The 23,168-nt window shown below is 71.7% G+C and carries 20 protein-coding genes; 7 read left to right on the top strand and 13 right to left on the bottom strand.

Annotation, left to right across the window (positions count from 1 at the left end; translation table 11 throughout):
- Window positions 1-2 precede the first annotated feature (2 nt).
- From BIU97_RS01020 to BIU97_RS00995, 6 genes are all read right to left on the bottom strand, one after another.
- Window positions 3-863: an alpha/beta fold hydrolase gene (locus BIU97_RS01020; RefSeq protein WP_071296818.1), complete on the bottom strand. Its 861-nt coding sequence runs from the start codon at window positions 861-863 to the stop codon at window positions 3-5.
- Window positions 860-2,641 carry an ABC transporter ATP-binding protein gene (locus BIU97_RS01015; RefSeq protein WP_083420757.1) on the bottom strand — a complete coding sequence of 594 codons (1,782 nt, stop codon included), beginning with the start codon at window positions 2,639-2,641 and terminating at the stop codon, window positions 860-862. The genes BIU97_RS01020 and BIU97_RS01015 overlap by 4 nt, the downstream gene beginning before the upstream one ends.
- Window positions 2,638-3,588 carry an ABC transporter permease gene (locus tag BIU97_RS01010; protein ID WP_071296817.1) on the bottom strand — a complete coding sequence of 317 codons (951 nt, stop codon included), beginning with the start codon at window positions 3,586-3,588 and terminating at the stop codon, window positions 2,638-2,640. Before BIU97_RS01010 ends, BIU97_RS01015 begins: the two co-directional genes overlap by 4 nt.
- A complete protein-coding gene (locus tag BIU97_RS01005) occupies window positions 3,585-4,565 on the bottom strand; it encodes an ABC transporter permease (RefSeq protein ID WP_071253033.1) in 981 nt (326 codons plus the stop codon). Before BIU97_RS01005 ends, BIU97_RS01010 begins: the two co-directional genes overlap by 4 nt.
- The gene (locus BIU97_RS01000) at window positions 4,562-6,289 is read right to left on the bottom strand and encodes an ABC transporter substrate-binding protein (protein ID WP_254782815.1); all 1,728 of its coding nucleotides are present in this window, start codon (window positions 6,287-6,289) and stop codon (window positions 4,562-4,564) included. Before BIU97_RS01000 ends, BIU97_RS01005 begins: the two co-directional genes overlap by 4 nt.
- 97 nt (window positions 6,290-6,386) lie before the next feature.
- Complete coding sequence (locus tag BIU97_RS00995; protein WP_071296816.1) at window positions 6,387-7,493, bottom strand: LacI family DNA-binding transcriptional regulator; 1,107 nt, start codon at window positions 7,491-7,493, stop codon at window positions 6,387-6,389.
- Window positions 7,494-7,702: 209 nt separating this feature from the next.
- Between BIU97_RS00995 and BIU97_RS17850 the strand changes: the two genes are divergently transcribed.
- Entirely contained in the window at window positions 7,703-7,849 is a 147-nt protein-coding gene (locus BIU97_RS17850; protein WP_175472176.1) for a hypothetical protein, read from the top strand.
- A 183-nt stretch (window positions 7,850-8,032) separates the two neighbouring features.
- Here BIU97_RS17850 and BIU97_RS00990 read toward each other — a convergent pair whose 3' ends face one another.
- The gene (locus BIU97_RS00990) at window positions 8,033-8,734 is read right to left on the bottom strand and encodes a GntR family transcriptional regulator (RefSeq protein ID WP_254782813.1); all 702 of its coding nucleotides are present in this window, start codon (window positions 8,732-8,734) and stop codon (window positions 8,033-8,035) included.
- Window positions 8,735-8,814: 80 nt separating this feature from the next.
- Here BIU97_RS00990 and BIU97_RS00985 point away from each other — a divergent pair, with 80 nt between their 5' ends.
- Entirely contained in the window at window positions 8,815-10,029 is a 1,215-nt protein-coding gene (locus BIU97_RS00985; RefSeq protein WP_071296815.1) for an MFS transporter, read from the top strand.
- Between the two features lie 179 nt (window positions 10,030-10,208).
- Here the strand turns inward: BIU97_RS00985 and BIU97_RS00980 are convergent, their stop codons facing one another.
- A complete protein-coding gene (locus BIU97_RS00980) occupies window positions 10,209-11,372 on the bottom strand; it encodes a baeRF2 domain-containing protein (protein WP_071296814.1) in 1,164 nt (387 codons plus the stop codon).
- 190 nt (window positions 11,373-11,562) lie between these two features.
- Between BIU97_RS00980 and BIU97_RS00975 the strand changes: the two genes are divergently transcribed.
- Genes BIU97_RS00975 through BIU97_RS00960 form a run of 4 tightly spaced genes read left to right on the top strand, consistent with a single transcriptional unit; the run spans window position 11,563 to window position 17,916 of the window.
- A complete protein-coding gene (locus BIU97_RS00975; protein WP_071296813.1) occupies window positions 11,563-12,921 on the top strand; it encodes an ABC transporter substrate-binding protein in 1,359 nt (452 codons plus the stop codon).
- Window positions 12,918-13,997, top strand: a complete 1,080-nt coding sequence (locus BIU97_RS00970) for a carbohydrate ABC transporter permease (RefSeq protein WP_071296812.1) — start codon at window positions 12,918-12,920, stop codon at window positions 13,995-13,997. Before BIU97_RS00975 ends, BIU97_RS00970 begins: the two co-directional genes overlap by 4 nt.
- Entirely contained in the window at window positions 13,994-14,929 is a 936-nt protein-coding gene (locus BIU97_RS00965; protein ID WP_139195833.1) for a carbohydrate ABC transporter permease, read from the top strand. Before BIU97_RS00970 ends, BIU97_RS00965 begins: the two co-directional genes overlap by 4 nt.
- The gene (locus tag BIU97_RS00960; protein WP_071296811.1) at window positions 14,926-17,916 is read left to right on the top strand and encodes a glycoside hydrolase family 2 TIM barrel-domain containing protein; all 2,991 of its coding nucleotides are present in this window, start codon (window positions 14,926-14,928) and stop codon (window positions 17,914-17,916) included. The genes BIU97_RS00965 and BIU97_RS00960 overlap by 4 nt, the downstream gene beginning before the upstream one ends.
- A gap of 126 nt (window positions 17,917-18,042) precedes the next feature.
- Here BIU97_RS00960 and BIU97_RS00955 read toward each other — a convergent pair whose 3' ends face one another.
- Window positions 18,043-18,468, bottom strand: coding sequence for a DUF3151 domain-containing protein (locus tag BIU97_RS00955; RefSeq protein WP_071296810.1), 426 nt, complete (start codon window positions 18,466-18,468; stop codon window positions 18,043-18,045).
- Between the two features lie 272 nt (window positions 18,469-18,740).
- Here BIU97_RS00955 and BIU97_RS00950 point away from each other — a divergent pair, with 272 nt between their 5' ends.
- Window positions 18,741-20,312, top strand: coding sequence for an ABC-F family ATP-binding cassette domain-containing protein (locus BIU97_RS00950; RefSeq protein WP_071296809.1), 1,572 nt, complete (start codon window positions 18,741-18,743; stop codon window positions 20,310-20,312).
- 7 nt (window positions 20,313-20,319) lie between these two features.
- Here the strand turns inward: BIU97_RS00950 and BIU97_RS00945 are convergent, their stop codons facing one another.
- Genes BIU97_RS00945 through BIU97_RS00930 form a run of 4 tightly spaced genes read right to left on the bottom strand, consistent with a single transcriptional unit; the run spans window position 20,320 to window position 23,117 of the window.
- The gene (locus BIU97_RS00945) at window positions 20,320-21,015 is read right to left on the bottom strand and encodes an SDR family oxidoreductase (RefSeq protein WP_071296808.1); all 696 of its coding nucleotides are present in this window, start codon (window positions 21,013-21,015) and stop codon (window positions 20,320-20,322) included.
- A 10-nt stretch (window positions 21,016-21,025) separates the two neighbouring features.
- Window positions 21,026-21,517 carry a DedA family protein gene (locus BIU97_RS00940; RefSeq protein WP_071296807.1) on the bottom strand — a complete coding sequence of 164 codons (492 nt, stop codon included), beginning with the start codon at window positions 21,515-21,517 and terminating at the stop codon, window positions 21,026-21,028.
- Between the two features lie 36 nt (window positions 21,518-21,553).
- Entirely contained in the window at window positions 21,554-22,585 is a 1,032-nt protein-coding gene (locus BIU97_RS00935) for a YihY/virulence factor BrkB family protein (RefSeq protein ID WP_071296806.1), read from the bottom strand.
- 4 nt (window positions 22,586-22,589) lie between these two features.
- On the bottom strand, window positions 22,590-23,117 hold the full coding sequence (locus BIU97_RS00930; RefSeq protein ID WP_071253056.1) for a hypothetical protein: 528 nt from the start codon (window positions 23,115-23,117) through the stop codon (window positions 22,590-22,592).
- Window positions 23,118-23,168: the final 51 nt, after the last annotated feature.

The following is a 23,168-nucleotide window of genomic DNA, read 5'->3' as shown; positions in this document are numbered from 1 at the left end:
CATCAGTGCGCCGACAGGAAGCGGTCGAAGACCTCGAGCGTCGCCGCGGGGTTCTCGACGTGGGGGCCGTGGTAGCTGGTCGGGATGACCTCGTAGGCCGCCCCGGTGTCCTCCGCCATCCGGCGCTGCCACGGGATCGGCCAGGCGTTGTCCCACTCGCCGTGCGCGACGAGCACGGGCAGCCCGGTCGCGCGGAGCTCGGCCGACGAGTCGGTGTGGTCCTCGAGGATGTGCCCGCCGGCGACGACGCTGAGCGGGCTGGTCGCGTCGAAGCGGTCGCGGACCATCCGGACGTCGTCCGGCAGCTCGTCGTCGGGGCGGTAGGCCCAGAGCGGGTTCGTCGAGTCGAACAGTTGGCGGAGGTTGCCACCGGTGTCGTGCAGGATCGTCAGCTCGGTCACCTTGCGGTAGGGCCAGCCGTACGGTCCGGAGCAGAACTGCACGACGTCGCGGAACGACGACGGCGAGGCGATCGCGGCTGCGCGGGCGATGACCCCGCCGAGCGAGTGACCGATCAGGTGGACCGGGGCGCCGTCGTCGAGCAGGGCGGCGACCCGGACGACGTCGGCGGCTTCCTCGTCGAGCGAGTGGTCCGACGGCGAGGGCGGCGCTGCCGAGTCCGCCTGCCCGCGACGGCTGATCGCCACCGCGGTCCAGCCGGCGTCGCGGAGGAGCGGCATGAAGGTGCGCCAGTCCTCCTTCGAGCCGGTGTAGCCGGGGACGATCAGGACGGTGCCCTTCGACGGCCCGTCAGGCACCACGCGGTACGCGGTGAGCCGACCGACGGGCAGGTCGATGCCGACGACGTCGACGTGGTCCGGGGTGGGGAGGTGCCCGAAGGGCGGCACGGTGGGGAAGTTCATGCCAGCAGTGTCCGCCGCGGGTTCGGCACGGCGTCCAGGAGCGCCACCGTGTAGTCGTCCTGCGGGTGCTGCAGCACCTCGGCGGTGCGGCCGCGCTCGACGACTGCGCCGTCGTGCAGCACCATGATGTCGTCCGTGATGAGGCGCGCGCTGAGCAGGTCGTGCGTGATGTAGAGGAGCGAGACGCCCCACTGCTCGCGGAGGTCCTCGAGCAGGGCGAGCACCCCGGCACGCAGGGTGACGTCGAGCATCGAGACGGGCTCGTCGGCGATGATCACCTGCGGGTCGCTCGCGAGCGCCCGGGCGATGACGACGCGCTGCCGCTGCCCGCCGGAGAGCTGGTGCGGGAGCTTCTGCGCGAACTGCTCGACGGGGGTCAGGCCCACGGTCTCGAGCAGCTCGAGCACGCGCCTGCGGGCGTCCCGCCCGCGCAGGTCCGTGTAGTTCGCGATCGGCCGGGACAGCGTGTACTCCACCGTGTGCAGCGGGTTGAGCGCCGAGTACGGGTCCTGGAAGACCATCTGCACCTCGGAACGGAGGTCCTTCAGGCCGCGCCGGCCCAGGCGGCCGACGTCGGCGTCGCCGAAGCGGACCGTGCCGGTCGTCGGCTTCTCGACGCCGGTGAGCATCTTCGCGATCGTCGACTTGCCGGAACCGGACTGGCCGACGAGCGCGAGCGACTGCCCGGGTTCGAGGGTGAACGACACGTCCCGCACGGCCTGCACCGGCTGCTCCCCGCGACGCGGTGCCGGGTAGGTCTTCACGAGGTGGTCGACCACGATCGGGTTCTTCGCGGCGGAGCGTTCACGGGAGCCGACGGTGGCGAACGACGAGGTCGTCTGCTGACGCGAGACCGAGCGCTGCGATCGGTCGGGGAACCCGGGCAGGGAGACGACCTCGGCGCGGGGGTCCGCGTAGTGCGACAGCAGCATCTTCGTGTAGTCGTCCTGCGGGTCGCGCAGGACCTCGAGCGAGCGGCCGTCCTCGACGATGCGGCCCTCGTGCATGACGAGGACGCGTTCGGTGGCCTCGAGGACGATGCCGAGGTCGTGGCTGATGAGGACGGCGGTGAAGCCCTCGGACCGCTGCAGCTCGATGATCGTGTCCATCACGGCGTGCTGCACGAGGACGTCGAGTGCCGTCGTCGGCTCGTCGAACACCATGAGCTGCGGCTCGAGCGAGAGCGCCAGGGCGATGGAGACGCGCTGCCGCATGCCGCCGGAGAGCTCCCCGGGGAACCGGGCGAGCATCGACGTCGGCAGCTTCACCTTGCCGACGAGCTCCTGCATGCGGGCGTCCCAGCGGTCGCGCGGCACGTGGCCGTGCGCCCTGAAGACGTCGATGAAGTGGTTCCGGATGGTGCGCACCGGGTTGAGCGCGTTCATGCCGGACTGCAGCACCATCGCGAAGCCGCCCTGCCGCTGCTGGCGCAGGGCTTCCTCGTCGAGGTCGCGGATGTCCTTGCCCGCGAAGACGATGCTGCCGCCGTTCGTGCGCGCCGGCGGCTTCTGCAGCCGGGTCAGCGCGTAGCCGAGGGTCGACTTGCCGGAACCGGACTCGCCGACCAGGCCGATGAACTCGCCCTTCCGCAGGCAGAACGACACGTGGTCGACCGCCTGGACGGCCTCCTGGCCGGCCGATTCGTAGACGACCGACAGGTCGCGGACGTCGAGCAGGACGTCCTGCGTGACGCTCGTGGCGTCGGACGGGAGGCGCGTGGCGGCGCCGTCCCGTGCCTCCTGGCCGTCTGCGGGGTGCGTTCCTGGCGAGCCGCTCATGCGGTCTTCTCCTTACGGGGCCGCGCGCCCTCGCGCAGCCGCGGGTTGGACACGGCGTCGACGCCGAAGTTGATCAGGGTGAGGCTCATCGCGAGCAGCGCGATGCAGAGGCCGGGCGCGAAGAGCAGGATCCACTGGCCGGTGAGGAGCGCGTTCGAGTTCTGCGCCCAGTACAGGATCGTGCCCCAGCTGACGATCGAGGAGTCGCCGAGTCCGAGGAACTCGAGGCCGGCCTCGGCGAGGATCGCGCTCGTGGCGGCCCCGAAGAAGCTGCCGACGATGAGGCTCGTCATGTTCGGCAGGATCTCGCGGAACACGATGCGCGTCGCGCCGTCACCGGAGAACTGGGCGGCGGTGACGAAGTCCCGGCCGCGCAGCGACTGCGTCTGCGACCGGAGCACGCGAGCGCCCCACGCCCAACCGGTGACGACGATGACCGCGATGATGACCGCGATGCCGCCGTTCTGCAGGTAGGCGGCGATGACGATCATCAGGGGCAGACCCGGGATGACGAGGAACAGGTTCACGATGAACCCGACGACCTCGGCGATCCAGCCCCGGACATAGCCCCAGCTGAGGCCGATCGCGACGGCGACGAGCGTGGACAGGACGCCCGCGACCGCGCCGACGAAGACCGAGATGCGGGCGCCGTACACGAGCTGTGACAGGACGTCCTCGCCGGCGGCGGTGGTGCCCATCCAGTGGTCGGGCGTCGCGTCGGCGGACCGGGCGAAGCCGTTCTGGCTGGCGCCGTACGGGGCCAGGAGCGGGGCGAAGACCGCGACGAGCACGAAGACGCCGAGGATGACGATGCCGGTCCGGGCCTTCCCGTTCGACCAGACGACGCCGAACTGGCGGGCGGCGGCGCGCCACTTGGACGGCGCCTGAGCTGCTTCTTCTTGGGTGCGGACTGCGACTGTGGCGTCCGGGGTGGTGGTGTTGGTCATCGACGCGTCCTCGGGTCCAGGACGCCGTACATGACGTCCACGATGAAGTTGGCGATGAGCACCGACACGGTGATCATCAGGAAGAGGGCCTGCATGAGCGGGTAGTCCTGCCCGATCACGGCGTTGAACAGCAGGTAGCCGATGCCCGGGTACCCGAACACCTGCTCGACCAGCACCGAACCGCCGACCACGCCGCCGAGAGCCAGGCCGAAGCCGGTCAGGTTCGGCAGGATCGCGTTGCGGGCCGCGTACCGGACGGCCACGGTGCGCCCGCGCAGGCCGTTCGCCTCGGCGAAGGTCACGTAGTCGTCACCGAGGGTGTTGATCATCGCGTTGCGCATGCCGATGATCCAGCCGCCCAGGCTCGTCACCAGGATCGTGACGGCCGGCAGCACGGCGTGCTGCAGGGCGTCGCCGAGGAACGCACCGTTGAGACCGGGCGTCGTCGTGGCCGAGTAGGCGCCCGTGGTCGGGAACCAGTGCAGCACGTAGCCGAGGAAGAACAGCAGCAGCAGGGCGGTCCAGAAGTACGGGAACGTGGACATGAAGCTGCCCGACAGGGTGGGGAGCGAGTCGAGCCAGGTGCCGCGCTTCCACGCCGCCGCGACACCGATCAGGGTGCCGAGGACGAACGCCAGGATCGTGACGACCCCGACCAGGATGAGCGTGTAGGGCAGGGCCTTCGCCACGAGGTCGCCGACGGGCTGGGGGTAGAACGTGTAGCTCGTGCCGAAGTCGAGGGTGATCACCTGGTGCAGGTAGCTGACGTACTGGTCCCACACGTTGCCGGTCGGCACGCCGAGCTGGGCCTCGATGGCCTTCTTCGTGGCGTCGGTGACCGGACCGTTCTGGCCGAGCTTCGCGAGCGCGGCGTCGGCCGGACTGCCGGGCATGAGGCGCGGGAGCACGAAGTTGAGCGTGACCGCGGCCCAGAGCGTCAGGACGAAGAGGACGAGTTTCTGGAGGATGTACTTCACTTTGCGTCCTCCTGCTGCTGCAGGATCTCCTTGCCCGCCGCGCTGTCGCGCAGCCGGAGCTTGGTGAAGATGAGCAGCGGTGCCGAGTCGTAGTTCTGCGGTGCCATGTAGGGGTCCTCCGCGCTGGGCCAGCCGACAAACTTGCCGGTGTTGAACAAGCCCCAGAGGCCGCCGTGGTACATGCCGATGACGGGCAGCTCGTCGTAGACGATCTGCTGCAGCTGGTCGAGGATCTCCTGCTGCTTCGCGGTGTCCGTCGTCGCCTTGTACTCGTCGAGGAGCTCCTGGGTGTCGGCGTTCTTGTACCGCTCGTAGTTGTTGACCGTCGACTTGCCGACCGGCTGGTAGAACTCGGTGGACATCAGGGAGTTGAAGGCCTGGTAGACGTCGCCGTTGCCCATGCCGCCCATCGCCATGTCGAACCGCCCGTTGTTGATCGCCTGCTGGTAGCCGGCGGGCTGCGGGGCCTTGATGGTGACGTCGATGCCGATCGCGGTGAGGTTGCGGCGGACCTCCTGCACGGCGCGGAGCCAGTCGGAGTACCCGTTCGCGGTCGTGATGGCGATCTGGAGCTGCTTGCCGTCCTTGACGAGCTTGCCGCCCTGCTCGCGGTAGCCGGCCTTCGCGAACGCTGCCTTCGCGGCGTCGGCGTCCTGCGTCACCATGCCCTTGTCCGGGATCGCGTCGTTCACGTAGCGCTCCTGGTTCGGCAGGATGAGCCCGGTCTGCGCCGCTGCCTGCAGGTTGCCCTCGGTCGCCGTCTCGGCGATCGCGTCACGGTCGAGGGCCAGGGAGATCCCCCGACGGACGTTCACGTCGTTGAAGGGCGCCTTCGTCAGGTTCGGGATGAGGCCGGTGATGCCGCCCGGCGGGAACCAGTACTGGTTCGTCTCGGAAGCGGCTCCCCACGTGCCCTCGACATCGGAGATGAACGAGTACGCCCAGTCGTAACCACGTGTGACGGTGTCGAGCTGGGTGTTCGTCGCCGGCAGGATGAGGTGCTTGATGGCGATCTCGTCGGCCTGCCAGTACCTCGGGTTCTTGTCCATCGAGTACTGCTGGTCGGTGTAGTTGCCGAGGACGAACGGACCGGTGCCGACCGGGTTCGGGTCGCGCCAGGTCGTCGGGTCCTTCACGCCGCCCCAGTGGTCCTCGCCGAGGATGTACGTCTGCCCGATGATCGTCAGGCTCGGGACGTCCTCGCTCTTGAGGTGGAAGACGACGTGGTCGCCGTCCTGCTCGATGCGCTCGATGTGCTGCCAGGCGCCCTTGACGTCCATGGCGGGGAACTTCTTGAGCAGGTCGAAGGTGAAGACGACGTCCTCCGCGCTGAACGGCGAACCGTCGGACCACTCGACGCCGGAGCGGATCGTCATGTCGATGGTCTTCGCGTCGGGCTGACTCCACTTGCTGGCGAGCCACGGGTTGCGCTTGCCGTCGAGGGGGTTCACCTCGATGAGGGGCTCGTACATCCACTTGGAGGCCGTCCGGGCGTTCGGGATGTACGGGTTGAAGTTGCGGTCGAACAGCGGGTTGCCGCGGTCCGCGTTGATGAGCATCGTGTCCTTGCCGATGGTGGGATCGGGTTCGGAGCGGACCTGGATGCTGCAGCCGGTGGCCACGAGGGCCACGACGGCGAGCCCGGCGAGGGCCGCGGCGAGGCGACCGCGTCGGCGGGGGCCCGGGTCGCGCGGGCCGCGCGTGCGCTGTGGGGGAAGCGTCATTGCTCGGTCGACCTCCATGTCGATTCGGTACGTGCTCAATGTATGCGCTTACATCGCGCGGTGCAACACCACGGTTGTTTCGCGGACCGGCACGGATCTACGGCTCCAACGACGGCGGGCAGCTCTCGCGCAGCAGCACCTCGACCGGCAGCCGGACGGCGCGCGGCGGCCCGTCCGGACGCTCCAACCGGTCGACGATCGCGAGCACCGCGGCTCGGCCGAGCGCCCCCATCGGCTGGTGCACAGTGGTGAGCCGCGGTGCCGCGAACCGCCCCGCGTCGATGCCGTCGAACCCCGTCACGACGACGTCCTCGGGGACCCGGATGCCCCGCGCGGCGGCGGCCTCGAGCACCCCGAGCGCTGACTGGTCGTTCGAGCACAGGATCGCCCGCGGCACGTCGTCCGCCAGCAGCGAGGCCGCGAGCTCCCGCGCCCGCGCTCGTCCGAAGTCACCGTGCACGATCCGCACCGACGACACCGGCACACCGTGGTCGTCGAGCGCCGCCCGGAACCCCGCCGAGCGCTCCATGTCGTCGGGCGAGTCGATCGGGCCGGCGAGGTACGCCAGCGACCGGATACCGAGCCGCCCGATCACGTGCGACGCCAGCGTGCGCATCCCGGCGGCGTTGTCGACGCTCACCGAGTCGAACCCGTGTGACCGACGGTCGTCGGCGAGCACCACCACGGGGATGCGGCGGGCGACGTGTTCGAGCAGGTCGTCCGGCACGGTCTGGGCCAGCACCGCGAGGCCGTCCACCCGACCGGCGACGTCGTTGACGATGACGTCGCGCGACGAACCGCGCCCGGCGGCGACCATCAGGGCGAGGCCGCGCTGCCAGGCCTCGGTCTCGGCACCGCGCAGGACCTCGTCGAAGTACAGGTTCGACGAGAACGGCTGCGTCATGTGCCGCCGGTCGTCGACCACGCGGACGCCCCCGTCGGTGACCAGGTCGGGGCGCTCGTCCGGCACCACGTCGAACCCCGGCAGCAGCAGGCCGACCACACCGGTGCGCTTGCCGGCGAGGCCCCGGGCGTTGCCGGAGGGCACGTAGCCGAGACTCCGGATCGCCGCCTGCACGCGGTCGCGGGTGCCCTCGCGGACGGCGTCCGGCGTGCGGAGCACGCGCGACACGGTGGCGATGGAGACGCCCGCCGCAGAGGCGACGTCGTAGACCGTGGGAGGTGCGGTGCGCTGGTCGGCCAAGCCGTGCCTCCCGTCCGACGTCCGCTGGAACCGCGCCTCGACCGCGCGGCCGGACCATCCTAGTTCTCCACAGGTCGGCGGAGACGCTTGCGGCAGGGCAGCGGTGGCGTGACACTGGTGCGACCTCAGTACGTCCCGTGAGGAAGCGCACCAGCGGGCCGTGTGCCCGCACCGACCAGGTTGCCCACACACAGGGGAAGGACACCGACATGTCACAGTCGACACGATCCGGGAGCAAGCTCGCCAACCGCGCGAGCCACGACGAGGCCGAGGTGCGCGACGCGCTGCTCGACCACACGGAGGGCGCCACCTTCGACGACCTCGACGGCGCAGGGGAACCCGCCGAGCGGCCGTAGCGGGCGGTCGCGCGGGCCTCCGGCGGTCTGCCGGGAGGCCCGTGCCCCGCACCCCACCCGGGTCACCACCGCAGGTGGTCGCGTCGGCGCTGCGCGGGTCGCGTCGCTGCCGTCGGGCGGGTGGCGTCCGCGTGTCGGGGCGTCGTGGGCGGTGCCGCGTGCGCGTCCGCGGCGGTGGCCGCGTCAGCGCTCGGTGGCACCGACGATCGTCATGCCCGCTCCCCGCAGGCGGCGTCGCTCCTGGGCGATCCAGCCGAGCAGCCGGTCGTTCGTGCCGGCGACGTGGGCCGCCACGAGGTCCGCTGCCCGGTCGGCGTCGCCGTCGCGCACGGCGTCGATGATGGCGCTGTGCTCCTGCCAGGCGGCATCGCGTGCCTCGGGGGTGCGCACCTCGATCCACCGGGTGCGTTCCAGGCGCGTCAGCGCGTCGGCGATGGCGTCGGTGACGAACCGGTTGCCGCCGAGGGCCGCGAGGTCGAGGTGGAACGTCGAGCCCATCCGGATGCCGGCCTGCTGGTCCGGGGTCGGACGGAGGGCGTCGAGGTGGCCGCGGACCTCGGCGAGCTGCTCGGCGCTGGCCCGCTCGACGGCGAGCCGGACGGCCGCCGGCTCGAGGATCCCGCGGAGCTCGGCGAGCGAGGCGATCTCGTCGAGGTCGATCGGCGTGACCGTCCACGAGCGCCCCTCGTGCAGGATGAGCCCCTCGCGCTCGAGCCGGGACAGCGCGGCGCGGACCGGGGTGCGGGAGGCGTGGAACCGTGCCTCGAGACCGCGCTCCGAGATCCGCTCACCCGGCGCGATGTCGAGCGTGAGGATGGCCGCGCGGAGGTTGTCGTAGAGCTGGGCCGTCTGCGACACGGGGGCGGCGTCGGTCGTGTCGGTCACGGCGGACAAGCCTAGCGGCGTCGTGCCCAGAATGGTATACCGTTGTGGTATACCAATTGGTTCCACGACGGGACGACAGCATGCCCACGACCGAGGCCCGGCGACGGACCACCGCCGCGACGACGCCCGTACCGGCCCGCGCCTGGACGATGCTGGCCCTCGGGGTCGCGGCGCAGGCAGCCGGGACGCTCGTCGTGTCCGCCCCGGCCCTGCTCATCCCGTACCTGCACGCGCACGGCACGTCGCTCCCGGTGGCGGGGTTGCTCGCGTCCGCGCCGACCTTCGGCATGGTGCTGACACTCATCGCCTGGGGAGCGGTCACGGACCGCTTCGGCGAGCGCATCGTCATCGCGGGCGGCCTCGTGCTCACGACGGCGGCGGTCGTCGGCGCGTGGCTCGCGGCGGGCGATCCGGTGTTGCTCGGCCTGGCGTTCCTGGCCGGCGGCATGACGAGCGCGTCGACGAACGCCGCGAGCGGACGCGTCGTCGTCGGGTGGTTCCCGAAGGAGCGACGCGGACTGGCGATGGGGATCCGGCAGATGTCACAGCCGCTCGGGGTGACGCTGGCGGCCGTCACGGTCCCGCAGCTCGCCGAGGGCTCGGGGATCCGCGCCGCCCTGGTGCTGCCGATCGTGCTCTGCGCGGTGCTGGCGGCCGGCTGCGCGATCGGCATCCAGGACCCGCCGAGGCCCACCCGGTCCGCGGTCGCCGCGGCGGTCACGGTGAACCCCTACCGGTCGAGCGGGTTCCTGTGGCGGGTGCACGCGGTGTCGGTCCTGCTCGTGGTGCCGCAGTTCACGCTGTCGACCTACGGACTGGTGTGGCTCGTCGGCCTCGGCTGGTCCACGCCGGCCGCCGGGCTCCTGGTCGGCGCGTCGCAGTTCGTCGGTGCCGTCGGGCGGATCCTGGTCGGCGGCTGGAGCGACCGTGCGGGCTCCCGGGTCGGGCCGCTGCGGATCGTCGCGGTGGGCGCCGCCGTCGTGATGGCGGTGCTGGCGGTCGTCGACGCGACGCACCTGGCCGGCGCGGCGGTCTTCCTGGTGCTCGCGACGAGCGTCACCGTCGCCGACAACGGGTTGGCGTACACGTCGGTGGCCGAGGCAGCCGGGCCGTTCTGGTCCGGCCGGGCGCTCGGCGCGCAGAACACCGGGCAGTTCGTCGCGGCGAGCGCCGTCGGCCCCGGGGTCGGCGCGCTCGTCACGGCGTTCGGCTTCGCGGCGTCGTTCGGCCTGGTCGCCGTGCTGCCGCTGCTGGCGCTGCCGCTGGTGCCGCGCGCCGACCGCTCGCACGACTGAGGCGGCCAGGCCGTCGGGGAGTCCCCCGTCGGAACGTCCCATCGCGCGTGCAGTGGGAAGCTGTTCCGCGCGTCGGAGGCAGGAACTCCCGGCCTCCTACGCGCGGTTCACCTCACCACGCGCGATTCAGCTCACCACGCGCGGAACAGCACCCCAGCACCCGGCACGGGTCAGGCGGGTCAGGCGGGGACGGCGGGGCCGACGGGCCAGCGCAGGAGTGCGGCGGCCGGGGCGCCACCGGGCAGGGACGCGGCGTTCACGAGCACGAGCTCGGCGTCGGTCAGGACCGCGGCACGGACGAGCGCGCACACCGCCGGGACCGCCCCGATCACCGCGGTGCCCGCGGCCTGCTCCGGCGCCGTCGCGACCCAGGGGGCACCGGCCAGGGCCAGGAGCGTCCGGTCGCGGATCGCGACCGCGTCGAGCGCGACCGTCGACCCCTGCGCCTGCTGCAGCGCCTCGACGACGGAGCCGATGCCGGTGACGACCTGGTTGTCCCCGCGCCCGGCGTGCGTGCGGAGGCGGTCCTCGAGGTCGTGCCGGTGCGTCGCCACGGCCCGGGCCAGCGCGGTCTCGACGTGCTCGACGAAGGCCTGCTCCGCACCGGCGTCGGCGCGCGGGTCGCCGGGGAACACCGAGGTCAGGGCGCGCGTCTCGGCGGACAGGGCCTTCACGAGCAGCTCCCGTGCGGTGACGTCCCCGGCCACCACCACGAGGCCGGGCCGGAGGGTGCGGACGGTCTCGTCGACGGCCGCGGCGGTCTCGGCGGAGTTCTGCCGCCAGATCTCCTCGGTGTGCTGCTGCCAGTGCGGCTGCTTCCACCCGGTCCCGGCCTTGGCGTAGTGCAGGGTGTCGTTCCGCCCCTGCACCTGCTGCTCCGACTCGGCAGCGGCGACCGGTGCGTGGCCGAGCCGGTAGGTGCGGAAGGCGCCGCCCTCCTTGCTCGCGTGCACGACGAGGAACGGCAGGTCGACCGGTCGGTGCGCGACGAGCGGGACCAGGTCCGGTACGGCTCCCACGCCGACGGACCCCGCGCCGTGCAGACGCCCGGGCAGGACGTCGCTGATCACCACCGCCCCGTCGTGGACGAGCACGTACCGGCTGACGGGCGACGGGACGCCGGCCTCCTGCTCGAACTCGGCGGCCACGGTGTCGACGACGTCGTCGGTCGCGCCCTGGGCACGGAGGGCCTCCTCGACGGCGCGGAGCCGCAGCGCCGCCTGCCGTCGGGGGTCCTCCACGTTGCCGGAGGCGTCCGCGTAGGCCCAGGCCCACGTCCCTCCGTGTTCCAGTCGCTCCCCCAGGATCCGGTGCAGTTCGCTCGTCGCGTTCGTCGACGTCATGGCAGCTCCTCTCGGACGGTTGCCGGAGCCGATGAGCCCCGGCGCTCTCACGTGCCGCCACACTCCCCCCTCGCGGTGACGCCCGCCCGGAGTCGACGGCGAACACCCAGGCGCGAAAGCACACTGACGCTCGGTTTTGTGGTTTGCTGAGGCGCAACCCCGATCCGACGACGAACCGGAGTGCCCCGCGATGACGCAGCGCCCACCATCCCTCTCCAGACGACAACTGTTGGGCTTCGGCCTCGGCACCGCGGCGGCCGGACTGCTCGCCGGGTGCGCGGTCCCCGGCTCGACCAACGTGAACCGGGCGGCGCTCGTCCCCACCGCCGCGTCCGGCGAGACCGTCCAGCTCACCTACTGGGCGTGGCTCAAGGACCTGCAGAAGGTCTGCGACGTCTGGAACGCGCAGAACCCGCGCATCCAGGTCACCGCGAACTGGATCCCCGGCGGCAACACCGGCGGCTACCAGAAGATGTACTCCGCGCTCGCGGCCGGCGGCGGCCCGGACATCGGGCAGGTCGAGCTCCGGCAGATCCCCGAGTTCATGCTCGCGAACGGCCTCGTCGACCTCGCCCGCTACGGCGCGAAGGACCACCAGGCGAAGTACGACGACGCCGCCTGGGCGCAGGTCTCGTTCCTCGACGGCGTGTACGGCATCCCGCAGGACACCGGCCCGATGGGCTTCTACTACCAGACCGCCCTGCTCGAGCAGGTCGGCGGCGAGCCCCCGGCGACCTGGGACGCGTGGCGCGACCTCGCCGACAAGGTCCGCTCGACGGGCAGGCGGAACTACCTCGAGGTGTTCCCGGTCGCGGACGCGTCGCCCTTCGCGGCGTACGTGCAGCAGGCCGGTGCGCGGTGGTTCCGGACCGACGGCGACGAGTGGGTCGTCGACATGACGGACGACACGACGATGATGGTCGCCGAGTTCTTCGACGGCGTCATCGACGACGACCTCGTCGACACGAGCGCCGGCGCGTTCACCCCCGGCTGGTACGCGTCCGCCGCGAGCGGCGGGGTCGCCGCCGTGACGAGCGCGAGCTGGGCCGACGCCCTGATCCAGTCCGTGCAGGGCGGCGAGGGCAAGTGGCAGGTCGCCCCGATGCAGACCTGGGGCGACACCGGCTCCGGCTCGAGTGCGATCGGCGGTTCGACGGCCGCGGTCCTCGCCAACGCGCAGCACCCGGCGGAGGCCCTCGAGTTCATCACCTGGATGACCACGTCGAAGGAGGGCATCGACGCGATGATCGAGTACTGCGGCATCGGCTGGTCGCCCGCGAAGGACTACATCGGCCAGGCCCGTGAGGAGCCGTCCGAGTGGTTCTCGGGCCAGCGGTACAACGAAGAGGTCTTCGTCCCCGCGGCGAAGGAACAGAACATCGACTGGTCGTGGTCGCCGGTGACGCAGTCGGCGTTCACGAGCCTGCAGAACCAGTTCCGGCGCAAGCTCACCGGCGGGCTGAAGCTCACCGACGCGGTGGAGCTCGCCCAGCGGGAGATCGTCCAGTCCTTCCGGGACAAGGGCCTCGGCGTCAGGACGGCACGATGAGCGCGACGCAGCCGAGGAACGGCTTCCGCACGAGCACGAAGGCCACGAGCGCGCAGAAGCGCGCGCCGTGGATCCTGCTCGGCCCCTTCCTCGCCCTGTTCCTGCTGACGTTCGTCATCCCGATCATCAGCGCGGTCTTCCAGTCGTTCACGACCGTCGACCGCGAGGGCCTCTTCGGCGAGGACGGCGTCTCCGGACGCTTCGCCGGGTTCGACAACTACGTGATCGCCCTGCAGGACAGCGGGTTCGTCGCCTCGATCGGCCGGATGCTGCTGTTCGGCATCGTGCAGGTCCCGGTGATGATCATCGCCTGCACGGTCCTCGCGCTGCTGCTCGAGTCGGCGAGCGCCCGGTGGCCTGCGTTCTTCCGTGCGATCTACTTCATGCCGTACGGCGTCCCCGGGGTCATCGCGACGATCCTGTGGTCGTTCCTGTACGTGCCCGGCCTGTCGCCGATCGTGTCCCTGCTGCAGTCCGTGGGCCTGCAGCCGGACTTCCTCGGTGCGGACAGCGTGCTCTGGTCGATCGCGAACATCGTCACGTGGACGTACACCGGCTACAACATGCTCATCATCGTGGCGCAGCTGAAGTCCATCCCCGGCGAGGTCTACGAGGCCGCGAAGATGGACGGCGCCGGCCCGTTCCAGGTCGCGTTCCGGATCCAGATCCCGCTCATCGCGCCGGCCCTGGTGCTCACCACGGTGTTCTCGATCATCGGGACGCTGCAGCTCTTCGCGGAGCCGCAGATCCTGTCGACCGTCGCACCCGCCATCGACACCGAGTACACGCCGAACTACGCCGCCTACACGAACGCGTTCGCGTTCAACGAGTACGGCGTCGCGAGTGCGCAGGCGGTCATCATCGCGCTGGCCGCGTTCGTGCTGTCGTTCACGTTCCTCGCGCTGACGAACCGCGCGCCGAAGGACGAGCGCGACCGCCGCAAGCGTGCGAAGCGGGACGGCCAGGAGGCCCGGCGCGCGCTCCAGACGCGCGCTGCGGACGACCGCAGGGTCACCACCCAGGCCGAACCGGGCCTCCAGAACGGAACGAACGTCACGAAGGGGGCGGACGCATGACCAGCGAAGCCATCGAAGCGCCGGCCACCGCCAGGACGGCGGTGCCCGTCGACACCACGGCCATCTCGGCGCACCAGCGCCGCAAGCTCGACCGCTCCCCCGGATCGCAGATCGTCGTGACGGGCATCCTCGTCGTCGTCGCGCTGTACTTCCTGGTGCCCCTGTACTGGGTCGTCATCGCCGCGACGAAGACGACCGGTGCGCTCTTCTCGACGAACGGGTTCTGGTTCGGCGGCGAGTTCGCGCTCTGGAGCAACCTGCAGCAGGTGTTCTCGTACGACGGCGGCATCTTCGTCCGCTGGATCGCGAACAGCATCCTGTACTCCGGCGTCGGCGCCGTGCTGGCGACCTACTTCGCCGCAGCCGGCGGCTACGCCCTGGCGAAGTACGAGTTCCGCGGTCGGCAGCTCGTGTTCGGCACGATCCTCGGCGGGGTGCTCGTGCCGGGGACCGCGACCGCGCTGCCGCTGTTCCTGCTGTTCTCGACGCTCGGGCTGACCGACACGTACTGGAGCGTGCTCATCCCGAGCCTCGTCTCGCCGTTCGGGCTGTTCCTGTGCCGCGTGTACGCCCAGGCCTCGGTGGACACCGCGCTGCTCGAGCAGGCCCGGATCGACGGCGCCGGCGAGCTCCGGATCTTCCACACCGTGGTGCTCCGGCAGATGACGCCGGCGCTCGTCACGGTGTTCCTGTTCCAGGTCGTCGGCATCTGGAACAACTTCTTCCTGCCGCTCATCATGCTGGCGGACCAGAAGCTGTACCCGATCACGCTGGGGCTCAACAACTGGCGGGCCCAGGTCGATCGTCTGCCAGAGTTCTACCAGCTCACCACCGGCGGCGTGCTCGTCTCGGTCATCCCGCTCGTGGTCGCCATCATCGTCCTGCAGCGCTTCTGGCGCGGGGGCCTCACGGAAGGATCGGTCAAGGGTTGACCAACGCCGCACTCGCATCCACCGCACCCGGATCGGACACCCGGCTCGCGCCACGCGCCTGGCTGCACACCGACGCCCCCGCGCTGTCGCTGAACGGGGAGTGGGACTTCCGCTGGTCGCCGGTCGCCGACGTCCCGCTGCCGGGCCCCGACGACACCTGGGGCACGATCCCCGTGCCGGCGCACTGGGTGCTGCACGGCCACGGCGCCCCGAGCTACACGAACCTGCAGTACCCGTTCCCGATCGACCCGCCGCACCCGCCCGAGGAGAACCCGACGGGCGACCACCGCCGCACGTTCTCGTTGCCGGGCACCTTCGACGGCGCAGCTCGTGTGCTGCTCCGCTTCGACGGTGTCGAGTCGCACTTCCGGGTGTGGGTGAACGACGCGCTCGTGGGGTGGAGCACGGGTTCGCGGCTCGCGACGGAGTTCGACGTCACGTCCGTGCTGCGGCCCGGCACGAACGAGGTCCGCGTCCGGGTGCACCAGTGGTCGGCGGCCTCGTACCTGGAGGACCAGGACCAGTGGTGGCTGCCGGGCATCTTCCGTGACGTCACGCTGCTCGCCCGACCGGCCGCACCGATCGACGACGTGTTCGTCCGCGCCGGCTGGACCGCTGCGCTCGGGACTGCGGCGACCGCGGGGACGGCGGCGTCCGGCCGCCCCTCGACCGGGACCGGCACGATCACGTTCCCGACGCTCGACGCGGCGTTCCCGGTGCGGTTCGCCGTGCCCGACCTGGGCGTCGACGTGACCTGGGCGACGGCCGACGACGTCGCACCGATCGAGGTCGAGGGCGTCGAGCCGTGGAGCGCCGAGCTGCCGCGGCTGTACGACGCCAGCCTGTCGTCCGAGGGCGAGACCGTCTCGCTCCGGCTCGGCTTCCGCACGGTGTCGATCGTCGGCGACCGGTTCCTGGTGAACGGCGAGCGCGTGGTGTTCCACGGCGTGAACCGGCACGAGACGCACCCGGAGCGCGGTCGGGTGTTCGACGAGGAGCACGCCCGGGCCGACATGGCCCTGATGAAGCGCAACAACGTCAACGCGATCCGCACCTCGCACTACCCGCCGCACCCCCGCGTCCTCGACCTCGCCGACGAGCTCGGCTTCTGGGTGGTGCTGGAGTGCGACCTCGAGACGCACGGGTTCCTGTTCACGGACTGGGTCGGCAACCCCTCGGACGACCCGGCGTGGCGCGAGGCCTACCTCGACCGCATCGCCCGCACCGTCGAACGCGACAAGAACCACGCGTCGATCGTCATGTGGTCGCTCGGCAACGAGTCCGGCACCGGCCGCAACCTCGCCGCGATGGCGCAGTGGGTGCACGACCGCGACGACGAGCGCCCCGTCCACTACGAGGGCGACTACACGGGCGAGTACACCGACGTCTACTCGCGGATGTACCCGACGCTGCAGGAGACCGAGTCGATCGGCGGCGGCCCGGCGACACCGCTGCTCGGGTGCGGCCCGGCCGAGGCGGCACGGCAGCGCTCGAAGCCGTTCATCCACTGCGAGTACGTGCACGCCATGGGCAACGGCCCCGGCCAGATCGCCGAGTACGAGGCGCTGGTCGACACCTACCCGCGCCTGCACGGCGGGTTCGTCTGGGAGTGGCGGGACCACGGGCTGCTCGCTCGCACTGCCGACGGGCAGGACTACCACGCCTACGGCGGGGACTTCGGCGAGGTCGTGCACGACGGCAACTTCGTGATGGACGGCCTGGTGCTGCCCGACGACACCCCGACCCCTGGTCTGGCGGAGTTCGCGGCCGTCGTCGCGCCGGTCCGCCTGTCGTCGTCCGACACGACGCTGCTGATCGAGAACCGGTACCACTCGGCCTCCACCGCAGGGCTGCGGTTCTGCTGGACGCTGTCGCGGAACGGTGTCGTCGAGGCCTCCGGGCGACTCGCTCCCGGCGTCGTCGCGGCGCGGGAGTCGGCCACCGTGCCGGTGCCCGACGAGGTCCGCGCAGCGGCGGCCGGGGACCTCGCTCCCGGTGACGAGCTGTGGTTCGACGTCACGGTCGAACTGGCGGGGCCGACCGCGTGGGCGGACACCGGCCACGTCGTCGCACGCACCCAGCGGCTCGTCGCGAGCCGTGTGGCGGACGCACCACGGGCCTCCCGGCAGACCTGGGACGGCGACCGCCTCGGCGAGGGGACCTTCAGCGCCCGTGGCGACCTGGTGTCCTGGAAGGGCCACGAGGTCGCCGGTCCCCGGCTCGAGCTCTGGCGCGCACCGACCGACAACGACAGCCTGGCGTCGCAGGGCGGCTACGAGACCGCCGACCCGGTGCTCACCCACGGCGTCGGCGACCCGGACGCGCCGGCGTCGGCGGTCCGCTGGCGCGCCCGCGGGCTGGACCGGCTCACCCACCGGCTCGTGTCGGTCGCACGGACCGGTTCCGGTCTCGAGCAGCACGTGCGCGTGGCGGCGGCGAACAGCGGCTGGGGACTCGACGTCACCCACCGCTGGACCCTGACGTCCGACGGCCTCGTGCTGCAGACCGACGCCGTGCCGTTCGGTGCCTGGGACGTCACCTGGCCGCGGATCGGCGTGCGCTTCGACCTGCCCGCCTCGCTGGCGGACGAGGACGCGACCTGGTTCGGCACCGGACCGCTCGAGTCGTACGCCGACTCGTCGCACGCGGCGCGCGTCGGCCGCTTCACCGCGCCGGTGCGGTCGCTCGGCGTGGAGTACTCGCGGCCGCAGGAGACCGGCCACCGGCCGGCGTTGCGGTCGCTCTCGGTCGGGCCGTTCACGGTGTCGACGGTGGGCTCGCACCGTGCCGGCTTCACCCTGTCGCCGTGGACCGCGCAGCAGGTCGACCGTGCGGAGCACCCGTACGAGCTGCCGACGTCCGACCACCTGTACCTGTACCTCGACGCCGCGCAGCACGGGCTCGGCAGCCGGGCGTGCGGCCTCGACGTGCTGCCCGAGCACCAGCTCTGGCCGCAGGCGTTCAGCTGGAGCGTCCTGCTGGCGTAGCGGCGGGGTCGCGGCGAGCTGCTGTGCCGAGGCCGCGCACAACCAAAGTGCTCCCAAACCACGTATCGCCGTGGTTCGGGAGCACTTCGGTTGTGCGGAGCGCACTCGCGGCGCCCGCGCGGCCGGCTACGCCTCGGCGTCGAGGGCGCGCAGCGCCTCGGGGTCGCTCGTGTTGAGGAAGTCGGTCAGGCGCTCGGCCTCGCCCGGCTCCTCGATCGCCTCGGCCGCACGCCGCAGGGCGAACAGCGCCCGGAGGACGCCGCGGTTCGGTTCGTGCGACCACGGCACCGGACCGACACCGCGCCACCCGGCCTTGCGCAGGGCGTCGAGCCCACGGTGGTACCCGACACGGGCGTACGCGTAGGACTCCAGGGTCGCGCCGCGCGCCCAGGCCTCGTCGGCGAGCAGTGCCCACGCCAGGCTCGACGAGGGGTGCGACACCACCACGCTGGCGACGGGTGCGTCGGCGGCGAGCGCCGCGGTCACCTCGGGTTCGGTGGGCAGCAGGGTCTCGGGGTTCGTCGAGGGGTTCGGCAACAGGTTCTCCGGCATGCCCCCAGCCTGTCATCCCTTGCGCGTCCCCGTGGCCGGGATTACCGTGGGTGGCACCTCGTCGTCATCGCGAGGCCGCCGGGGCGGGAGACCGACCGGCGGCGCGGATGGCGGTCACGGGGGTCCCCGACGGAAGAAGACGGATTGCTGTCGATCACCGGTTCTGCTCAGCCCACGCGCTGACACCGTGATCGCGCGCCCCGTCGGGCGCTCCACCGCACCGCGGTGGGTTCGGTGTCGTGCGCCCAGCATCGACACCGGGAGGCATCCCCATGCCCAGCAGTCCATCCGTCGTCCTGCACGACGTCACGTTCGCCTGGCCCGACGGCACCGTCGCGCTCGACCACCTCACCGCCGCCTTCGGGCGTGGCCGGACCGGCCTGGTCGGGAGGAACGGGGCCGGCAAGTCCACGCTGGTCCGGCTCGCCACCGGCCGGCTCCACCCCACGTCGGGCACCATCTCGACGTCGGGTCCCGTCGATCACCTGCCCCAACGCCTCGCGGTCGGCGAGGACGAGACCGTCGCCGACCTGCTCGGCATCCGGTCGACGCTCACCGCGCTCCGCGCCGTGCTGTCCGGTGACGCGTCGCCCGAGCACTTCGAGGCGGTCGGCGACGACTGGGACCTCGAGGAGCGAGCTGCGGCGGCGATCGCGAGCGTCGGGCTCGACGGCGCCGACCTGGAGCGCCCGGTGTCCACGCTGTCCGGCGGGCAGGCCGTGCTCGTGGCCGTCGCCGGGGTGCGGTTGCGCGGCCGTCCGATCGCGTTCCTCGACGAGCCGACGAACAATCTCGACCGGCGGGCACGCGGGCTCCTGCTCGACCTGGTCGACGACTGGCGCGGGACCCTCGTGGTGGTCAGCCACGACCGGGAGCTCCTCGACCACGTCGACGAGACCGTGGAGCTGCGGTCCGGGTCGATGACCGTGTTCGGCGGGACGTTCAGCGCGTTCGAAGAGCACCTGGCCGTGCAGCAGGCGGCCGTCGAACGCGAGGTCCGGGTCGCCGAGCAGCGGCACCGCACCGAGAAACGGCAGCGCATCGAGGCCGAGACGAAGATCGCCCGTCGTGCGAAGGCTGGTGAGAAAGCGGGCCGTTCGATGCCGAAGATCCTGGCGAACGAGCAGCGGAAGAAGGCGCAGGAGACCGCCGGTCGGCTGCGGGTCGGGTACGCCGACGACGAGGCCGCTGCCCTCGAGGCGAAGCGGGAGGCACAGCTCCGGCTCCGCGACGACGAGTCCATCCACGTGACCCTGCCCGACCCCGACGTGCCGGCGTCACGGCAGATCGCCACCGTCACGGTGCGTGGGCGGGACGTGATCGTGCAGGGACCGGAGCGGATCGCGGTCACCGGGGACAACGGCGTCGGCAAGTCGACCCTGCTCGAACAGCTCGTCGGCGCCCCCGCAGCCCGGGAGCACCCGCTGCCCGGCACCGGGGCCGTCGCCCACGTCGACCGGATCGCGTACCTGCCGCAACGGAAGGACGGCCTCGACGACACCGCCACGGTGCTCGAGAACGTCCGCCGGGACGCCCCGCACGTCCCCGTCGCCGAGGTGCGGAACCGGCTCGCCCGGTTCCTGGTGCGTGGCGACACCGTCGACCGCCCGGCAGGCGACCTGTCGGGCGGGGAGCGGTTCCGGGTGGCGCTGGCGGCCCTGGTGCTCGCCGACCCGCCACCGCAGCTGCTCGTGCTCGACGAGCCGACGAACGACCTCGACCTGACGAGCGTCGATCAGCTCGTCGACGCGCTGCGGGCCCACCGCGGAGCCCTCGTCGTGGTGAGCCACGACGAGACGTTCCTGGAGCGGCTGGAGCTCGACGCGCGCATCGAGCTGTCGTAGCCCGCGGTCAGCGCCGTCGGGTCGGTCGGATCGCGAGCGACTCGACGGTGCCGCGCTCCGGCAGGTCGACGACGGTGCGGACCGCGGCGGCCACGTCCTCCGGCGCCAGGTAGTACGCGGTGTCGTAGTCCTCGCCGAGCTTCTCGGTCAGGGCCCGTTGCATGTCCGAGTCGGTCCGGCCCGGGTGCACGCTCGACACCCGCACGCCGTTCGCCCGCTCCTCTTCCCGCAGGGCGTCGGCGAAGGCCCGCAGCGCGAACTTCGACGCCGCGTAGACGCCACCGCCGGGACCGGCGAGGAACCCGGAACCGCTGTTGATCGGCACGACGATGCCCCGCGCCGCCCGGAGCGCCGGGAGCGCCGCCCGGGTGAGCTCGGCGACCGCGAACACGTTCGTGGCGAAGACCTGCTCCCACACGACACGCGGGGTCTCGGCGACGGTGGTGCCCTGCTCGACGCCGGCGGAGTGCACGAGCACGTCGAGCCGCTCGGGCAGCGCCGGCAGGTCGCCCGCGCTGAGGTCGCCGACGAACGGCGCAGCACTCGGCAGTTCGGCGACGAACGCGTCGACGGCGTCGGCCGACCGGCCGCCGACGAGCACGTGGTGGGTGCGGCCGAGGTCGGCGGCGATCGCGCGGCCGATGCCACGGGTGGCTCCGGTCACCAGGGCGACCGGACGGTTCTGGAGCGGTTCTGTCGTCACGTGGGCCAGCCTACGGAAGCCGGGCCGGGCCTCCTGTGCGGCGGCGACGTCTGTGGAGGACCGTCAGCGCGACGGCGGCGGCGACCACCAGTCCCCCGATCGCCGCGATGCCCCACGGCGAGCCGGCGAGCGCCGCGACCACGGCCCAGAACACCGCGAACCCGACGGTCGCGTACAGCAGCGCCCACACGACGCAGCCCGGCACCATCGCGACCGTGTACCGCCACCAGGCGACCCGGGCGAGCCCCGCGGCCGCGTTCATCACCGTCTGCAGCCCGACCACGACGAAGCTCGCCGTGACGACCGGCAGCCCCCAGCGCTCGAGCAGGGCCGACCCGCGGCGGACGGCGGGCGACCGCAGCCACCCGCCCCACCGCGACCGGGACGCCCCCGTCACCGCGAGCCGCGCGACCCAGTACGTGGCCTGCGCACGGCAGAACACGACCAGGAAGAGCGCGAGGAGGAGCCACCGGAACGGCAGGCCCTCGAGGAAGGACGGCACGCTCGCACGGTAGCGCCCCGACCCGGGGACCGACCGTCAGTCGTTGTCGACGCCCTGGCGGATGCGGATGCCCTCGAGGACGTCCTGCGCGCGCTTCTCGTCCTGCTTCTCGATCTGGCGGGTGTCGCGCTCGGGGAGCTGGATGTCCTCCTCCGCGCGGATGCCGGCCTGCAGCTCGCGGCCCCGCTCGATCTCGGCGTCGAACTCGGCGCCGAACAGCAGCGCGTTGTTCGTGATCCAGATCCACAGCAGGAAGACGATGACACCACCGAGCGAGCCATACGTGGCGTTGTAGTTCGAGAAGTTCCCGACGTAGAAGCCGAAGCCGACGCTCGCGACGATCCAGATGAGGATCGCGAGGATCGACCCGCCGCTCACCCACCGGAACTTCGGCTGCTTGACGTTCGGCGACCAGTAGTACAGCACCGCCACGACGAGGATCGCGATGACGAGCATGATCGGCCACTGCACGACGAGCAGCACCGTGGCGGCGACGCCGCCGAGGCCGATGAGGTCGCCGAAGCTGCGGGCGAGGGGTCCGCTCACGAGTGCGAGCAGACCGAGCACGAGCAGGACGACGGTGGTCACGGTGACGCCGAGCATGGTCGGGCGGAGCTTCCAGATCGGCCGGCCCTCGCGGACGTTGTAGATCCGGTTCATCGAACGGCCGAAGGCGCCGACGTAGCCGGAGGCCGACCAGAGCGCGCCGAGCAGACCGACGATGAACGTGACGGGTGCGGCGGGCGAGCGGACGAGGCCCTCCACCGGCTCCCGCAGCAGCTCGGCGACGTCCTTCGAGCCGACGTTGCCGATGATCGTCAACAGGGAGTCGACCGTGTCCTTCGGGTTCGACACCAGGCCGAGGATCGACACGACGGCCAGCAACCCGGGGAACAGCGCGAGCACCGAGTAGTACGTCAGGCTCGCGGCGAGGTCGGTGCACTGGTCGCTCGAGAACTCGCGGAGCGTCTTCTTCAACGTGTAGACGAGCGTCGGCTTCTTGAGGTCGGTGGGGCTGTCGGCCTTGCGGGGGTCGTCGGCCGGGGGCTTCTGCTGGTCGTCGCTCATCGTCTCAACCCTTCCGTGCGGCGAGGCGCTTCGCAGCCTGCTTCGACCGCTTCACCGCCGCCTTGCGGTTCTTGTCGGCCCGCCGCTGCACGGCGCTGATGCCGACCTGCTGCTTCACCCGTGCCTTGTGCGCCGGGTCCTGCTCGAGGGCTTCCTCGGCGGCCTTCCGCCGCGCCTTGCGGCCCTTCCGGCCGCCCTGCGCCTGCTCCTTCGCCGATGGGGCGTCGCCACGCGTGCCGAACGGCAGCAGCGCGGTGAACGCGGAGCTCGCGGGCGGGGTCGCCAGGTGCCCGGCGGGGCTGTTGCGCATCGAGATGCCGACGATGATCGCCGCGACCCCGGTGAGACCGGTGATGCCCATCGCCACGAGGGGCGTCGGGTCGCGGTGCCACCGCTGCTTGGTCTTCGCGACCGCGAGCCGGGTCCGGGCGGGCAGGTTCGCACGCCGCTTGAGTTCCGTCACGGTGTCCGTGATGCCCTCACGGGTGCGGACGTTGGCGAGTTCGAGCTCGGGCAGACTGTCCTTGGCCATTCACCATTTCCTACACGTCCGCAGCCGGGATCGTGCACAGCAGCACCTGGT

It is taken from the genome of Curtobacterium sp. MCBA15_009 (assembly GCF_001864895.1).
In the GTDB taxonomy this organism is placed as follows: domain Bacteria; phylum Actinomycetota; class Actinomycetes; order Actinomycetales; family Microbacteriaceae; genus Curtobacterium.
The sequence above is the reverse complement of the archived record's forward strand: the minus strand, read 5'-3'. Positions and strand labels throughout refer to the sequence as shown.

What these genes read in the sequence shown, in the direction of transcription:
- BIU97_RS00975 (WP_071296813.1), top strand. Translation starts at nt 11,563, where the DNA reads ATGACGCAGCGCCCACCATCCCTCTCCAGACGACAACTGTTGGGCTTC.
- BIU97_RS00930 (WP_071253056.1), bottom strand. Translation starts at nt 23,117, where the DNA reads ATGGCCAAGGACAGTCTGCCCGAGCTCGAACTCGCCAACGTCCGCACC.
- BIU97_RS00970 (WP_071296812.1), top strand. Translation starts at nt 12,918, where the DNA reads ATGAGCGCGACGCAGCCGAGGAACGGCTTCCGCACGAGCACGAAGGCC.
- BIU97_RS01010 (WP_071296817.1), bottom strand. Translation starts at nt 3,588, where the DNA reads ATGACCAACACCACCACCCCGGACGCCACAGTCGCAGTCCGCACCCAA.
- BIU97_RS00965 (WP_139195833.1), top strand. Translation starts at nt 13,994, where the DNA reads ATGACCAGCGAAGCCATCGAAGCGCCGGCCACCGCCAGGACGGCGGTG.
- BIU97_RS00935 (WP_071296806.1), bottom strand. Translation starts at nt 22,585, where the DNA reads ATGAGCGACGACCAGCAGAAGCCCCCGGCCGACGACCCCCGCAAGGCC.
- BIU97_RS01000 (WP_254782815.1), bottom strand. Translation starts at nt 6,289, where the DNA reads ATGACGCTTCCCCCACAGCGCACGCGCGGCCCGCGCGACCCGGGCCCC.
- BIU97_RS01015 (WP_083420757.1), bottom strand. Translation starts at nt 2,641, where the DNA reads ATGAGCGGCTCGCCAGGAACGCACCCCGCAGACGGCCAGGAGGCACGG.
- BIU97_RS01020 (WP_071296818.1), bottom strand. Translation starts at nt 863, where the DNA reads ATGAACTTCCCCACCGTGCCGCCCTTCGGGCACCTCCCCACCCCGGAC.
- BIU97_RS00955 (WP_071296810.1), bottom strand. Translation starts at nt 18,468, where the DNA reads ATGCCGGAGAACCTGTTGCCGAACCCCTCGACGAACCCCGAGACCCTG.
- BIU97_RS00950 (WP_071296809.1), top strand. Translation starts at nt 18,741, where the DNA reads ATGCCCAGCAGTCCATCCGTCGTCCTGCACGACGTCACGTTCGCCTGG.
- BIU97_RS00985 (WP_071296815.1), top strand. Translation starts at nt 8,815, where the DNA reads ATGCCCACGACCGAGGCCCGGCGACGGACCACCGCCGCGACGACGCCC.
- BIU97_RS00980 (WP_071296814.1), bottom strand. Translation starts at nt 11,372, where the DNA reads ATGACGTCGACGAACGCGACGAGCGAACTGCACCGGATCCTGGGGGAG.
- BIU97_RS17850 (WP_175472176.1), top strand. Translation starts at nt 7,703, where the DNA reads ATGTCACAGTCGACACGATCCGGGAGCAAGCTCGCCAACCGCGCGAGC.